This is a genomic window from Paenibacillus sp. FSL E2-0201 (genome assembly GCF_037963325.1).
Lineage (GTDB): Bacteria > Bacillota > Bacilli > Paenibacillales > Paenibacillaceae > Paenibacillus_AQ.
Genome location: NZ_CP150154.1, coordinates 5,271,722 through 5,287,456 on the forward strand (window position 1 = coordinate 5,271,722; position 15,735 = coordinate 5,287,456).

Consider the following 15,735-nt stretch of genomic DNA (forward strand, 5'->3'; position numbering starts at 1 on the left):
ACCTTTCATTTGAACCGTTACAAAAAAAATGACCTGCAGCCAAATGCTGCAGGTCCATCATCATATATTATTAAAAAGGGGGTCATGCCTTTATTATAAACACGCTATATTAAGGAAACATGTATGTAATATTACGATTATATTACATTCATGAAAGCGGTTTATTTTAATAGATTATTGTTAATCGAATTGCTCAACAAATGCCCCTTTACCCCGAAGGATTTCTACAACCTCATTATAATTCTCTTCTGCGACACTTAAATCCATCACATAACGCAGTTCACTTAAATCCCCATCTGTAAGCTCGTCATCGGCTACATCCGCACTTACCTGGTCTTCATCTACACTATAATGAGTCTCAGGTTCATCCCGAGTTTCGGAGGCGGCAACATCAGGAGCCAGCATAGCTCCAGCTGCCGGAGTGCTACCCGTTCCAAGCGTCCCTATTGTGCCTGCAGCTAATGTTGTATTACTAAATGGCGCGATGGGAAACAGGATTCTACGATCTTCCCCAATAGGGTCCGTGAGCGGCCAAACTTCCAAGCCATCCACCTTGTAACTAATCAATGCAATTTTAGCACCTTCTGCTTCATTTTCCGTTCTAAAATATGCTTGGATTTTTCTGGTCATTACCATTACCTCCTTTAGATTATAAGACTCAGTGTTATAAATTGCTATTTCAGGACCTTCAATATTTCACGAACGAAGGCAGGCTCATCTTTCGGTGTACGCGAAGTAATGTAATTACGATCAACTACCACTTCTTCATCTTTAAACTCCGCACCGGCGTTCACAACATCATCTTTCAGCGGAGGATAACAGGTGATGGTACGTCCCTTAAGCAAGTCTGCACTAATCAGAATTTGAGGTCCGTGGCAAATAGATGCGATTGGTTTACCAGCTTCATTTGCTTCTTTCACAAACTTCAGAATATCCGCATTTTGCCGCAAGTTTTCGGGGGAAGAACCCCCTGGAATTACAATCGCGTCATAGCTGCCTGCTTTAACATCGGCTATAGCTTTATCAGCTGCGTAAGAGACTTCTTTCTTTTTGCCTAGTAAGGTCTCCCCCTTCTTTAAACCAATAATGTCAGCTTGATGTCCTGCCTTTATAACTTCATCATAAGGAACCTTCATCTCAGAATCTTCAAAATCATTAGCTAGTAAAAACGCAACATTACTCATGTGATAAGTTCTCCTCTCTGCTTGTTCATATGAAAAGGTAGTTATTGTTCTTTCTTGTCGTCTATTACCCTTATCACAATGATTTCTAAACTCTAATCAGAAAATACACCCCGTTAACTGCATCAAAAAGCCGCCTCTACCACCATTTCAGGTACGCGGTAAGAGATTGCGGCTTCTTCCTTTGATCACTTGAGATTCAATTTCTTCTTCTGTCTTTTTGGCTAATGCATAGGCTTCTACAGGACTCCCAGCCGCTAGTGCCGGGATGCTTCTCCATACCCATGCCTTCTGTGATTGTCTCATTACCTAAGCTCCTTGCCTTGTGCGGGATCACTGTCTACCTTTAGTTTATCCAGCTCCAAGTGGCTCTATCCGCGCAAGATTTTTGCCCAAAGCTTAAACACACAAAAAAAAAGATGTCGAAAGTTAGCTCCGATAGAAGCGATTTTCGACATCCTTTTCATTAACTGCGGCTATCTAAAATGAGAGTAACCGGGCCCCAATTGGTCAGCGACACATCCATCATCGCTCCAAATACGCCCGTCTCCACCTGAAGACCTCCGGCTCTAAGCTCTTGGTTAAAGTAATCATAAAGTCGCTCGGCCTCCGCAGGAGCTGCTGCTCCCATGAAATTTGGCCGTCTCCCCTTACGACAATCCCCGTATAAAGTAAACTGGGATACCGAAAGAATTGCTCCCTCAGTCTCCGTGACACTGTAGTTCATTTTACCGGCTTCATCTTCAAAAATACGCAGTCCTGCTATTTTGTCCGCCAAATATTTGGCATCCTTTTCTGTATCCTCATGCGTAACGCCGACTAGCAGCATCAAGCCTTTGCCAATCTCTCCGGTCACTGCACTATCCACGGTTACTTTGGCATCCTTACAACGCTGTACTACAATTCTCATCGTACTACTCCGCTCCTTGCCCTATTGCATAATCCGATTCACTGTATATACATCCTTGACTCGTTTTACTTTATCTACAACGGATTGCAGATGCTCTGTGTTACGGATGAGAATGGTCATATGAATCATTGCCATCTTATTCTTGTCAGAGCGCCCAGTGACCGCAGAAATGTTCGTTTTACTCTCGGAAACCGCCTGCAGCACTTCATTGAGCAGTCCATTACGATCATGACCAGTAATCTCAATATCCACACTGTAGTTCGCTTCCATCGTGCCTTCCCATTCCACTTCAATCACTCTAGCTGCTTCTTCTCCGTCACCTTCACCCGGAATGTTAGGACAATCCTGGCGGTGTACAGATACGCCCCGACCCCGTGTAACATAACCTACAATATCGTCACCCGGTACCGGATTACAACATCGTGCAAAACGGACAAGTAAATTTTCAATTCCCTTTACACTAACACCATTGGTCGGTTGATTACGTTTTTCGCCGGAAGACTTGATCTCCTTCATCTCTGAGGTAAGCTCTAAGTGATTAGCGGCTTCTTCCTGCTCTCTGCGCAGCTTCTCCGTCAAACGGGAAGCAATCTGAGAAGCGGTAATTCCCCCAAAGCCAACAGCAGATAACATATCCTCAACATCGTTAAAAGCGAATTTCTTCGCAGCTTCTAATAATTTCTCATCGGAAATCCACTCAGAAACCTCGACATTCAGACGCTTCAGCTCACGTTCAATCGCTTCGCGACCTTTTTCGACATTTTCCTCACGCTTTTCTTTTTTGAACCATTGCTTAATTTTGCTTCGCGCATGAGAGGATTGGGCAATCTTGAGCCAGTCGCGGCTCGGTCCGTAAGAATGCTTAGACGTCAGTATTTCAACAATATCGCCTGTCTTCAGCTTGTGATCCAGCGGTACGATTCGTCCGTTTACCTTAGAACCGATCGTGCGATTCCCCACTTCCGTATGAATACGGAATGCGAAATCAAGCGGTACAGAACCCGCAGGAAGCTCAATAACCTCGCCTTTAGGCGTAAATACGAACACGAGATCCGAGAAAAAATCCATTTTGAGTGATTTTACGAACTCTTCGGCATCCTTGGCCTCATGCTGAAGCTCCAATATTTCGCGAAAAAAAGGCATCCGGTTCTCCGGATTCACATTATTGCTGGTACCTTCTTTGTATGCCCAGTGTGCTGCGATCCCGTATTCGGCCGTGCGATGCATTTCCCAAGTACGAATTTGCACTTCGGTCGGCTCTCCGCCAGGACCTACCACTGTAGTATGCAAAGATTGATACATATTCGCTTTGGGCATAGCTATATAATCTTTGAATCGACCTGGCATCGGCTTCCAAAGCGTATGAATAATTCCGAGGGTTGCATAACAATCCTTGATATTATCCACAATGATACGGATGGCCAAGAGGTCATAGATCTCGTTAAACTGTTTGTTTTTTGTGCTCATTTTGTTATAAACACTGTAGATATGCTTCGGGCGACCTGAAAGATCACCTTCAATGCCCATTTCATCCAGCTTGGCACGAATACGGCCAATTACGCTGTCGATAAATTGCTCACGTTCTGCCCGCTTCTTATGCACCAGATTAGCAATGCGATAGTACTGCTGCGGATTCAAGTAACGAAGTGCAATATCCTCCATCTCCCACTTAATCGCGGAAATCCCCAAACGATCAGCCACAGGACAGAAAATCTCCAACGTTTCGTAAGAAATACGCCGCTGGCTCTCTTCAGATTGATACTTTAACGTACGCATATTATGCAGGCGATCCGCTAGTTTGATAACGATAACCCGGATATCCTGCGCCATCGCAATAAACATCTTACGGTAATTCTCGTTCTGCTGCTCTTCCTTTGAGCGAAAACGGATGCGTTCCAGCTTAGTTAAGCCATCGACAAGCATCGCACAGGTATCGCCAAATTTCGCGCGGATTTGTTCCAATGAGACCGTCGTATCTTCCACAACATCATGCAAAAGCGCCGCAACAATAGATATAACATCCATTTGCATATTGACGACAATATCTGCCACCGCCAGCGGATGCAGAATGTATGGCTCCCCCGACTTGCGGATCTGCCCGTGATGAGCCTGATCGGCAAATTCATAAGCTTCCCGGATGCGGAGAAGATCTTTATCTTTTATATAGGCGCCAGCCTTATCAATTAATCGCTCTATGCCCATTCTCGTCGTATCCGTTTCCTTTCTATAATAAAATGAACCCGCAATCATTCTAAAATCTGCAGGTTCCAATCATTTCGCAAGCAACTTACGCTCTTGTTCAAAGTTGTCTATAATTATGACGCTTACGAAGGATTACGTCAACACTTGCCATCTCATGGTATTCAAGAAGTAAAAGTTATGAAAATCGGACAAATTAATAACACTTGTGAAAATGTTGTTGTAAAAATGCCCAGTTCTATTTAATCTAGTAAAGGCGGATTTTCGCTGGACAATATCATAGCCAATAAGAAAGAGGAGTGAACTCCATTGCAACGCGAAATTCAAGTTAATGAAAAACTTCCATGGGGCCCCGGTTTTCTATTAAGCCTACAGCATTTGTTCGCCATGTTTGGCAGTACAGTGCTAGTGCCTAACTTGTTCGGGGTTGACCCTGGGATGATTTTGCTGATGAACGGTATCGGCACACTGTTATACATCTGGATTTGCCGTGGTAAAATACCTGCCTACCTAGGCTCCAGCTTTGCATTTATCGCACCAGTCTTATCTGTGCTTGCCGATCATCAAGATGATCATATGAAAGGGTATTCGCTTGCTTTAGGCGCTTTCATCATCACTGGTGTTATCTTTGTACTCGTTGCTTTAATCATCCGTTATGCAGGAACAAAATGGATTGATGTCGTCTTCCCACCAGCTGTAATGGGTGCTATCGTAGCAACGATCGGACTTGAGCTTGTGCCTGTTGCCGCGCGTATGGCAGGACTTATTGCTCCTGAAGGTGTTGCAGTTGCAGACTGGACTCCTGATGGCAAAGCAATCACACTTTCTATGGTAACACTGGGCGTAACGGTAATCGGAGCTGTGCTTTTCCGCGGTTTCCCTAAAATCATTCATATCCTCATCGGTATCGTAACTGGTTATGGTTTAGCTTATATTATGAAAATGGTGGATACTGCTGCCATATCTAATGCAAATTTTTTAGCACACCCTACCATTGTTACTCCATCCTTCGATTGGAATGTAATCCTAACCATTATTCCAGTATCGCTTGTTGTAATTGTTGAGCATATTGGACATTTGCTTGTAACCAGTAATATCGTCGGTAAAGATTTGGCTAAAGATCCTGGACTTGACCGTTCCCTGATGGGTAACGGGATATCAACCATTCTTTCCGGTTTTATCGGTTCTACTCCAAATACAACCTACGGTGAGAATATCGGGGTTATGGCTTTAACTAAAGTTTATTCGGTATATGTTATTGGCGGTGCAGCGGTGATCGCCATTGTGCTTTCGTTCTCAGGGACTTTCTCCTCCGTTATTGCTAACATCCCGACACCTGTAATGGGTGGTGTATCCCTGCTGTTATTCGGCGTAATTGCCGCATCAGGTTTACGGATCTTTGTTGAGCAAAAAGTTGATTTTTCCAAGGCTACTAACATGATCATGGCTACCCTGGTACTTGTTGTCGGAATTAGTGGTACAACCCTTACTATGGGCAACGTAAAACTCAGTGGTATGGCTCTAGCTACAATTGTTGGTATCGTTCTAGCCATATTCTTCAAACTCATTGAAGTTCTTGGACTGTCCAATGATGGTGGGGAAAGCGATAAAGCTGCTCACTAATTTATTTATGAATTAATAATTCAAAAAGACTGCTCTAGATCCATTTTATGGATTAAGCAGTCTTTTTTTTGACTCAAAACTGAAATTTCCGGTTGATCGTTTAAGAAGCATTTTGATCAAAAAATGCAAAACAGCAATTCTCCGCAAGTGGTGACAGAGAATTGCTGTTGTTTGCACTTTTCAACATCATTCGATACATAAATGCCCATTTATTTCCCGGGAAAAGACAAGTTTATCGGATTAATCTTCGTAATCAACTAAAGTAATAACTTCAATTCCAGAAAGCTTATTACGTCCAGCAAGCTCAACCAATTCAATCAAAAATGCTGCGCCTACCACCTTACCACCAAGCTGCTCCACAAGGCTTACCGAAGTAGCTATAGTGCCTCCTGTTGCTAATAAATCATCAGCAATTAATACATTTTGTCCAGGCTTAATCGCATCTGTATGAACAGCAAGTGTGTCTTTACCATATTCAAGATCATACCCAACCTCGATAGTCTCATAAGGCAGTTTCCCACTCTTACGAATTGGCACAAAACCTACACCCAATGCATAAGCAAGCGGTGCACCAACTACAAAACCACGTGCTTCCGGTCCAGCTATTACGTCTATTTCTAAGTGAGCTACAAGAGCTTTCAGTGCATCAATCGCCTGGCGGTAAGCGTCACCGTCTTTTAGCAAAGTGGTGATATCTTTAAAACTAATACCTTCTTTTGGAAAGTCAGGAATCACGCGAATACTATCTTTAAAATCCAAATTTTTCATCTCCTAAAAGTTTTGTTAGCATATGCTACTTTGAGTTCAGTTCGGCAAAACTTGCTTCGTAAGCGTCCGCTTTGTTTTGTTAGCATATGCTTCATTGAGTTCAATTCGGCAAAACTTGCTTCGTAAGCGTCCGCTTTGTTTTGTTAGCATATGCTTCATTGAGTTCAGTTCGGCAAAACTTACTTCGTAAGCGTCTGCTTTGTTTTGTTAGCATATGCTACTTTGAGTTCAGTTCGGCAAAACTTGCTTCGTAATTACGATACGCCTAAACGACGTGATAACATCCAATCCTGTAGCTCAGACAGGCTACCTTCCATGAAGTATTGCTCCATTTCCGCCATCTGCCCCAGTCTAACGAAATGACTTGATGCTGTAAGACTCTTAGCTGCGGGCTGCGTAATAAAGGTCACACTTCCCTGACTTCTTTCAATAAAATCAAGCTCCTCGAATACATCTAACATTTTATTAAGCATTCGAATACTTAATGACGATTGTCGGCTTAGCCGTAGCAGCACTTCATTCTCAGGTTTTGCAACAGCAGTGATTGACGCCAGCAGTTTATAAAGTATTTTAAAATGATCCCGTGTCGGAATGATAAGTCGTTCACGACCATCCTTTATAGAATGCAACAGTGCGATATTATCAGCATTAGGAAAAGCCTTTAGTAACGCGTCAAGTTGTTCAGGCGTCTCCGGCATATCCAGTAGACATAACAATGAGACATGCCCTGATTCCTGAATTGAGTCATCCTTATTAGCGGCGCTAATGCCATCTTCTTTATCATATACCCAGAAGGACATTCCTATCAATTCAGTCTGTGGGGTCATACGTCCGCTCTGAAACACTGCTGCGGCTCGATATGGACCAGCACCGCTATAAGGCAGCAGCAGCTCTCTAATATGCGCAGCTTGCCGTACAGCGTCTGCAGCGCCACGGAGATCGAATAACTGAGCATCTTGAACAGATAAATCCTGGAGCATCAATTGTGGTTTCCTCGAGCCATTCCACTCGTTGATCGACAGTTCTGCCAGCACATTGATTGTGGTGCCCGCAGGAAGGAGTTTAGCCAAATCTCCTTTACCAAAAGCTAAGGCTTCAATTGTACTCTTCCCCTGCTGCAATACAATCTTCAAGTGTTTTCCTTCTTGTCCCATTGTTCGTGTCTCTTTCACGGTAGCCCCGCGAATGATAAACTTTGGCAAAGGATTTGACATCCCGAAAGGTGCAAGCCTTTCTAATTCAAGCGCGGTCTGAAGGGACAAATCAGATATCGACACTTCTGCATCGGCAGAAGTAACAGGAACGAAATGCTCCGGTGTCAACACAGTAGCCGCGTATTCATTTAATGCCGCAGCGAAGGCTTCTAAGCCGTCCTGATGCAGACTCATTCCTGCGGCTGCTGGATGACCACCGAAATGCTCCATTAAGTTAGAACAAGAGGATAACGCCGCATATATATCAAAGCCAGGAATGGAGCGGGCAGATCCTTTGCACATACCGGTCTCTGGATGAATATCCAGAATAATCACAGGCCGATAGTAACGCTCCAGCAGTTTGGAAGCCACTATACCTACCACACCCACATTCCAACCTTGTTCAGCAAGAACAATGATATCTGGTATTTCTCCGCCCTGAGTCATCTGCTCCAGTTTTGCAGTGGCCTCCACTACAATTCTTTCTACAACCAATTGGCGTTCTTTATTGAGCAGATCAAGTTCCCCAGCCAGTTGCTCTGCCTCATCAGCATGCTCGGTTGTAAGTAAAGCCACTGCCCGTCCAGCATGATCCAGACGACCGCTCGCATTGATACGAGGCGCCATTCCAAAAGCGATATTAACCGCACTCACCGTACTCATGGTCACCCCGCTGACACCTAATAAAGCACGAATACCAGGGAATCGAGAGTTTCGCATACTGACTAACCCGTTTCGAACAATCTCGCGATTCTCGTCTAGAAGCGGCATTAAATCCGCTACAGTACCGATAGCGGCTATTTCCTGCCATTCTTCGGGAGTTTCCTCACCTAACATAGCCTGAGCCAGCTTATAAGCTACCCCCACACCCGCCAATCCTTTGAAGGGATATGGGCAGTCGGGCAGCTTCGGATTAATCAGCGTGTAAGCCTCAGGGAGAAGCTCTGGTGGCTCATGATGATCCGTGACGATCACATCGATCCCGAGTTCATTAGCGTAAGCAATCTGATGATAGGCGCTAATGCCAGTATCTACAGTAATAATTAAGGATACACCCTGCTGTAGAGCCCAATCCAAAGCATGATTATGCAGCCCGTAGCCCTCATTCGAACGGTGCGGGATATAAATATCAAAGGAAGCACCCAAGTAACGTAGCAAATGAATCATTAATGCGGTACTGGACACACCATCGGCGTCATAGTCACCGTAAATAAGAATATGTTCTTCTTCTTTTAAAGCCTTTCTAATTCTGGGAACCGCTTCGGCCATTCCTTTTAGGAGGAACGGATCATGCGAAGCTTCCACACCGCCATCCATGAACGATAGAGCCTCATGCGGCGTATTCATTCCTCTAGTCACTAATAGTGAGGATAAGAGCGGAGAAATAGAAAGGCTCCGGGCCATATCCCTTACGATGTCGGGATCGGCTGCCGGAGATTGCCATCTTGTTTTTGAATAAAGCAATAGCGCTCACCTTTCTCTCACCTTGCGAACTACTGAAGCAACGTCGGAATATCATTATCCGCCAATTCATAGTTACTTTTGTATGGATATCCGGGGTCATAAGGAACTACGTCCATGTGTACCTCACCAACATGAACAAACCGGTGTTGTAATAACTTTCTTGCACATTCCGATATATCCTGTGCTTCCATCACCGTTATTCGCGGATTTACACTGATCTTCACATGCAGATTCACATAATTCCCTTGCTCAAGCGCCTTCAAATGTTCCACACGGATAACGCCGTGAACACGTTGTACAGTTTCAATAAAATTAGCTGCCTCCTCAGAAGGTAGCTCCTGCACATTCTTACCATTTACCGTACTAACAATGAGTATATAGCCTTTACGAAGTATTAAGCATCCAGTTAAAAGTGCGGCAATAGGGTCCATATAGAGTAGAGGATGCCAATAGGTCCCTCCCATTGATAATGATATCCCAACTAATACTGTGATAGAAGTATATAAACTGAAACGATGACTATTGGTATAAGCAGCATGACTGCCATCACCTATTTTTTTAAAGTACCGATATTGATATTGAAATACAGCTTCTTTAAATACAATAGATAGCAAGACAGTTACAAGTGCAAGTTCACCGCGAGTAGATGACTGTCCTTCGGTTAAGTCACGGATTGCAGAGAATACGATCTGCAGCCCTCCCATTAGGATTAATACCGAAAAAAGTATAGCTAAAAGCGGTTCCTTACTCCCCCGCCGATCTTCTATCCGTTGCTTGCTCTTTCTGTTCTCTTCAGAGCGCCACGGAAGAATATCCGCCAATTTAGCTGCAGCATCTGCTCCGGAGTATAAAGCATCGCCCATTAATGCCTTGCTACCTGAAATATAGCCAAAACTACCCTTAGCTACTGCCAAAGTAACATCGCTGATGATCCCTGTCCAAGCAACCGTCTTGCTTTGCGGTGATCGTTCTTTATTCATACGAGGCCCCCCTTACCACTAGCAAGTAATCTCATGATGATACAATACACATGACATACTACCCCAAAGATTTCGAAAGCCGCGTCGCATTTGACGCGGCTTTCTTAAATTATAAAGTTGATGTTTTTTTCATTCAAGTGTAGCCATGTTATTTCTCTTGAGACATTAACCTTTAGCTGGGCTACTCTTTACCTTTGTCTTCTCACGCTTCTTAAGCAGTAGCCACACCGGACTTGCAATAAAGATGGAAGAGTACGCTCCGAATAGCAATCCGATAACCATCGCAAGCGAGAACATCTTGATGGACTCTCCTCCGAGAATTAACAGGAAGAACGCCGCAATAAACACGGTAAATGCTGTGTAGAGAGAGCGCATAAGGGTCTGAGCCACACTCTTATTCACAAGTTCTTTCAAGTCTTCATAGGTCTTCTGTTTACCAAAACGTAAATTCTCACGGATACGGTCAAAGATAACGATCGTATCATTGATGGAATAACCGATAATCGTAAGCACCGCTATAATAAACGTCAAATCCACTTCCAAACGGAAGATAGAGAAGATGGCAACGACCATAAAGGCATCATGGATCAGTGAAACGATAGCTGCCAATGCAAACCGCCATTCAAAACGGATGCTTACATAAATGATAATCCCTAGACAAGAAATGAGAACCGCATAGATCGCATTACGTGCAAGTTCTTTAGACATTTCAGTATCCACGGTGTTAATCTCAAACGATGCCTTATCGTCCAGCTTCAAGATCTCTGCTTTAAGCGCTTCATCTTGTTGCTCATCAAGTACTTGATCGTAACGAACGTTGACCCGTTCACTTCCTAACGTAATGCTTGGCTCACTTGAAATCCCAACTTTTTCAACCGCTGAATTAACTTCTTCCAATGTCAAATTCTTTGACAGAGAGATATCAACATTAGATCCTGCTTTGAAATCAACGCTGTAATTCAATCCAAAGGTTGCTAGGAAAATCAAACCTGCCACTGTAAGAGCAATGGAAAAAACATAGAAAAATTTACTCAAATGTACGAAATCAAGCTCTTTCTTAAAGCGCACGAATATCACTCTCCTTAACACCGAAACTCTTCGGTTTGTTCAGCTTACCCGCTTTAACAAGCTGGCTAAGCAACCAGTGGGAGAAATAAAGATTCGTAGCGATACTCAGTACGATTTCCACAATCAGTACCAATGCGAAACCTTTGACTGCACCTGTACCGAAGGCGAACATGACAGCCGCCACAATAACAGTTGTGACATTGGAGTCCATTACTGTCCGGAAAGAGGATTTATTACCTGCTTTAACAGAGGAAAGTACACTTTTACCACTGCGCATTTCTTCCCTTATCCGTTCATTTGTAATGATATTGGCATCGACGGCCATCCCTATACCCAGAATAAACGCGGCTATACCAGGCAATGTCAATGTAAAGTCCGCAAAGACAAAGACCACAATTAGCAACCATGTATGCAAGATCAGTGCAAAACTAGCCAAGAGACCTGGCAAGCGATACATACCGATCATGAAGATAAGGATAATCAAAGAACCTATTAAGCCAGCTTTGATCGTTTGTTCAAGCGACTGTTTACCAAGTGTTGCACCCACACTTTGGGAGTATTTCTCAGTAAGTTTCAGTGGCAACGCACCAAGATTAATAGTGTCAGCCAGTTCACGTGCTTCTTTAATTGTATACTGACCGGAAATAGACGCACTACCATCGGTAAGTACTGCTTGTACCGTAGGGTCCGATAGTTTGTTCTCATCCAAATAAATTGCGAGATTCTTTCCTAAGAGGCGTTTAGTAATCTCTGCGAATTTATCCTTGTCTTTTATTTTGATACTGATGATTGGCTGATTCAGGTTATCCCGTCCAACCTCTGCTGCACCTTCAACAAAATCACTACCTACCAGTTCGATCTTGCTGTAAGTACCTTCAGCGTCACCTTCAGCAGCACTACGGAAAGTCAGAACTGCAGGCTCCTTCATCTTCTTACGAACCTCTGCTTCATCAGTAACGCCCGCAATTTTCAAACGAATACGATCAGTACCTTCAGTTGTAACCTCTGGTTCACTGGTTCCGAGCGCATTAGCCCGTTTTTCCAAACTTTCTGCTGTTTTCAACAGTGAAGCTCGGGACAATGCAGCTCCCGCTTCCATAGGCTCTGCATGGTACAGAATCTCAAATCCGCCTTTCAGGTCAAGACCAAGTCTAACCTTGTCCAGCAGTCCAGGAGTAGTAAATACCATGACGCCTGTCAAAACGAGCACGGTAATAATAAAGCCCATTAGTCTCTTCATGCTCTAGCTAGTTCCCCTTTCATTAACTCAATATTCCTATTATAGCTACACGCGAAATGACCGTCAATTCACAGCATGGACATAGCTATACTCACACAAAGAAACGGCCGCCCCTGCTCATAACAGCAAGACATCCGTTTATATAGGAAATGTGAAGTTATTATTCTCTCACTTTACAGCTTTATGTACCTATTCGCAAAAAGAAACGGAGTGTTTGTTATTCAGTTCAACCCCCGGTAGGCCGCTATAGTCAAATAAGTCATGTAACTATTGGCTTTTAAGGAATAAATATCATTTACCAGCTTATGCAAGGGAGGCATCCCGTCCTTATCATAATTACGACTGATACAATCCCAAATATCCTTGCTGGTTACATACTCATAGCCGAGGAGCCGGAATTCTTCAGCTTTGCTGCGGCACATGGCTTCGATTTCTTCACTATGTTGATCATGATTCCACTGTTCCGATTCCACGTGATGACACCTCCAAAGATCGCTCGTGTGCGTATGCTTACCATAAGTATTCGACCCAAGTTCTCTGCTTTCCTCCTTCCGTCACAAAAAGTTACAACTACTAAAACAAGGCATGCAGGGATAGGGGTACAGCATATCCATAAGAATAGACAAGTTGGCCAGCGTTTCATTTCATTTGGGGAAGAAGGCGTGACCTTTGAGGAAACAGAGCTTTATTCAAGGAACTTTAATCTTGCTTGCCGCCGGCATCATTAATCGAATGCTTGGATTTATACCCCGAATTGCTTTGCCGCGCATCATTGGAGCAGAGGGCGTGGGTCTATATCAGCTCGTGTATCCTTTTTTTCTCGTGCTGGTTACTGTCATTACAGGTGGTATTCCTCTGGCTATTGCTAAAATGGTGGCGGAAGCTGAGGGAGAGAACCGCCCTGAGAAATCGCGGCAAATTTTACGGACTGGCCTTACCCTTAGTGTCGGACTAGGGATCTTCTTTACCATTGTTGCGCTGGTCAGTGCTTCATGGGTCTCCAATGTGCTCTTAACAGACCGCCGAGTTTATTATACTTTTATTGCCATGATCCCAATGATTGGAATTGTTGCTGTATCTGCGATCTACCGTGGTTATTTCCAAGGCAGGCAGAACATGATTCCTTCCGCACTTTCTTCGGTTTTTGAGTCTATCGTGCGAATATTTTTTATGCTGTGGTTCTCTTGGCTTCTGCTACCTAAAGGTATCGCTTTAGCTGCTGCAGGGGCGATGCTCGGTGTAACTGTGGGAGAGATTGGTGGAATGTTAGCCATTCTGTGGCAATATTATGTCATCACGAAAAAAGATAAAAAAACAACCCCCTTCCTAGAGCAGCAGCCGGTCGAACAGGACAGTATACCCTCTAATCCAGAAGCTGTAAAATCAACCTCCCCCATACTGCGGCGTTTACTAGGTGTATCTATTCCTGTAACGGCAAGCCGACTTGTGGGCTCTTTTTCCTATCTACTGGAATCTATAATTACCGTACGTAGTCTTGCATTGGCAGGAATCGCAACAGCCGCAGCGACTGCGCAGTATGGGTCTTTACAGGGAATGGTGATTCCATTACTGTTACTTCCCGGAGCTTTGACCTCCTCCCTTGCGGTGTCTTTGGTCCCATCCTTATCCGAGGCTGCCGCGAGAAAGGACTTGCCTACCATTCACAAACGAATGCATCAAGCCCTTCGACTCGCTCTGGTAACTGGCGCTCCCTTTGCTGTTCTTATGTATGTCTTGGCGGTCCCACTATGTAATTTGTTATACGGCAATGCGGACACCGCTCCAATGCTAAAACTGATGGCCCCTTTCGCTTTGTTCCTCTATGTTCAAGCCCCCTTACAAGCTGCGCTTCAAGCTATGGACAAACCGGGCAGGGCACTCATCAATACCCTTATTGGGGCAGTAGTCAAAATCATTTTGATTGTTATATTAGCTTCACAGCCTGATTACGGAATCTACGGTGCAATCATTGCCATAATTGTGAACAGTGTTCTTGTTACTCTACTGCACGGGTACAGCGTGGTCAGCCTAATTTCATTATCCTTACGAATAACTGATACCATTAAGACCTTATGTGCGATGATCATTATGGGAGCGGGCGTGCGTTATGTATACATCTCCATTCCCATTGCAGATGCACAATGGATTCAATTTTTATTTGCCTCTGCGATAGGAATGGCCCTGTATTTCGGTATCAGTCTATTAGCTGGCCTTATCTCACTTCGTGATTTGGATCGACTGCCGTTCATTAAGCGCTGGCTTTAGAATGGTTATCTGTTATCCAAACGGTCAACATACACTCGGCCTTTATGATCAATGGAGCAAAGAAATACATCCCGGAAATCTGATACTCCCTTTTGGCGAATCTGGGTTCTCAGCCAGAACCTTGTTTTCCCTATCATCTCTAAATTATGATCCTGGACCTTTCCATCCATAATCAGTGGAATAGGAAGCCCTTCATATCTGATTTTGTTCTTTGGCAGCTTTACTTTCTGACTGCTTACATCTGCATCCTCATCGTTCTTATTGTTCTCAGCAACTGAACTGCTATTGCCTGTTTGATTGGAAGATGAAAGTCCTTTGTCTTTTTCAAAAACGGTAAGCTGACCACTGGGCTCCAGAATCGCAAATTCCACATCTGCAGGACTAGCTATGTTCTGACCTCGCAATTGCTGCAGCAGATCATCAATATTGTACCTTTGTTTACGCATCTCTCCCCGGTGCAGCTTGCCTCCAGAAATAAGTATGCTTGGTTTACCGTCCATTAACAGCCGAATCTTTCTGCTCTTAAGACTGAGCTGAGCAACCACAACCTGAATGATAACCAATGTGGCCATCGGAACCAGACCTTCGTAAATCGGGCGATTAATATCCTCGATCACAAAAACAGCAATCTCAGCAATCATAATTGAGATCGTTAGATCAAATACAGATAACTTACCGATTTCCCTCTTCCCCATGATACGCATGCACAGGAATATGAAGAAATACATCAGCACGGTCAAGAAAATATGGGTAGTGATATGCTGGGACATATAGCTTCGCTCCCCTCCACTCTCACCCGCAGACTTGTTTTCTCGGGCGGATTAATGTAACCCTATTCTGACCG

14 protein-coding genes are annotated in these 15,735 nt (G+C 44.0%); 2 read left to right on the forward strand and 12 right to left on the reverse strand.

Annotation, left to right across the window (positions count from 1 at the left end):
• Positions 1-180: 180 nt before the first annotated feature.
• The 5 genes from NSU15_RS23810 to NSU15_RS23830 form a co-directional block, all read right to left on the reverse strand.
• Positions 181-630 carry a hypothetical protein gene (locus NSU15_RS23810; protein WP_339287766.1) on the reverse strand — a complete coding sequence of 150 codons (450 nt, stop codon included), beginning with the start codon at positions 628-630 and terminating at the stop codon, positions 181-183.
• 44 nt (positions 631-674) lie between these two features.
• Positions 675-1,184 carry a type 1 glutamine amidotransferase domain-containing protein gene (locus tag NSU15_RS23815; protein WP_042130474.1) on the reverse strand — a complete coding sequence of 170 codons (510 nt, stop codon included), beginning with the start codon at positions 1,182-1,184 and terminating at the stop codon, positions 675-677.
• A gap of 147 nt (positions 1,185-1,331) precedes the next feature.
• On the reverse strand, positions 1,332-1,487 hold the full coding sequence (locus tag NSU15_RS23820; protein WP_156114855.1) for a hypothetical protein: 156 nt from the start codon (positions 1,485-1,487) through the stop codon (positions 1,332-1,334).
• Positions 1,488-1,647: 160 nt separating this feature from the next.
• Positions 1,648-2,091, reverse strand: coding sequence for a D-aminoacyl-tRNA deacylase (dtd, locus tag NSU15_RS23825; protein WP_339287767.1), 444 nt, complete (start codon positions 2,089-2,091; stop codon positions 1,648-1,650).
• Positions 2,092-2,112: 21 nt separating this feature from the next.
• Complete coding sequence (locus NSU15_RS23830; RefSeq protein WP_042132407.1) at positions 2,113-4,293, reverse strand: bifunctional (p)ppGpp synthetase/guanosine-3',5'-bis(diphosphate) 3'-pyrophosphohydrolase; 2,181 nt, start codon at positions 4,291-4,293, stop codon at positions 2,113-2,115.
• A gap of 306 nt (positions 4,294-4,599) precedes the next feature.
• Between NSU15_RS23830 and uraA the strand changes: the two genes are divergently transcribed.
• Positions 4,600-5,913, forward strand: a complete 1,314-nt coding sequence (gene uraA, locus NSU15_RS23835) for a uracil permease (RefSeq protein WP_042130482.1) — start codon at positions 4,600-4,602, stop codon at positions 5,911-5,913.
• A 240-nt stretch (positions 5,914-6,153) separates the two neighbouring features.
• Here the strand turns inward: uraA and NSU15_RS23840 are convergent, their stop codons facing one another.
• The 6 genes from NSU15_RS23840 to NSU15_RS23865 form a co-directional block, all read right to left on the reverse strand.
• Positions 6,154-6,672, reverse strand: a complete 519-nt coding sequence (locus tag NSU15_RS23840; protein ID WP_042130484.1) for an adenine phosphoribosyltransferase — start codon at positions 6,670-6,672, stop codon at positions 6,154-6,156.
• A gap of 263 nt (positions 6,673-6,935) precedes the next feature.
• Complete coding sequence (recJ, locus tag NSU15_RS23845; RefSeq protein ID WP_339287768.1) at positions 6,936-9,338, reverse strand: single-stranded-DNA-specific exonuclease RecJ; 2,403 nt, start codon at positions 9,336-9,338, stop codon at positions 6,936-6,938.
• Between the two features lie 29 nt (positions 9,339-9,367).
• Complete coding sequence (locus tag NSU15_RS23850) at positions 9,368-10,318, reverse strand: cation diffusion facilitator family transporter (protein WP_076117411.1); 951 nt, start codon at positions 10,316-10,318, stop codon at positions 9,368-9,370.
• Between the two features lie 165 nt (positions 10,319-10,483).
• Positions 10,484-11,386: a protein translocase subunit SecF gene (secF, locus tag NSU15_RS23855; RefSeq protein WP_042130490.1), complete on the reverse strand. Its 903-nt coding sequence runs from the start codon at positions 11,384-11,386 to the stop codon at positions 10,484-10,486.
• On the reverse strand, positions 11,376-12,626 hold the full coding sequence (gene secD / locus NSU15_RS23860; protein ID WP_042130491.1) for a protein translocase subunit SecD: 1,251 nt from the start codon (positions 12,624-12,626) through the stop codon (positions 11,376-11,378). The genes secF and secD overlap by 11 nt, the downstream gene beginning before the upstream one ends.
• 221 nt (positions 12,627-12,847) lie before the next feature.
• Positions 12,848-13,099, reverse strand: a complete 252-nt coding sequence (locus NSU15_RS23865; RefSeq protein ID WP_042130493.1) for a post-transcriptional regulator — start codon at positions 13,097-13,099, stop codon at positions 12,848-12,850.
• Between the two features lie 196 nt (positions 13,100-13,295).
• On the opposite strand from NSU15_RS23865, the gene spoVB reads away from it, so the two are divergent.
• The gene (gene spoVB / locus NSU15_RS23870; RefSeq protein WP_042130495.1) at positions 13,296-14,891 is read left to right on the forward strand and encodes a stage V sporulation protein B; all 1,596 of its coding nucleotides are present in this window, start codon (positions 13,296-13,298) and stop codon (positions 14,889-14,891) included.
• 5 nt (positions 14,892-14,896) lie between these two features.
• Here spoVB and NSU15_RS23875 read toward each other — a convergent pair whose 3' ends face one another.
• Positions 14,897-15,661, reverse strand: a complete 765-nt coding sequence (locus NSU15_RS23875) for a DUF421 domain-containing protein (RefSeq protein ID WP_042130496.1) — start codon at positions 15,659-15,661, stop codon at positions 14,897-14,899.
• Between the last annotated feature and the right edge of the window lie 74 nt (positions 15,662-15,735).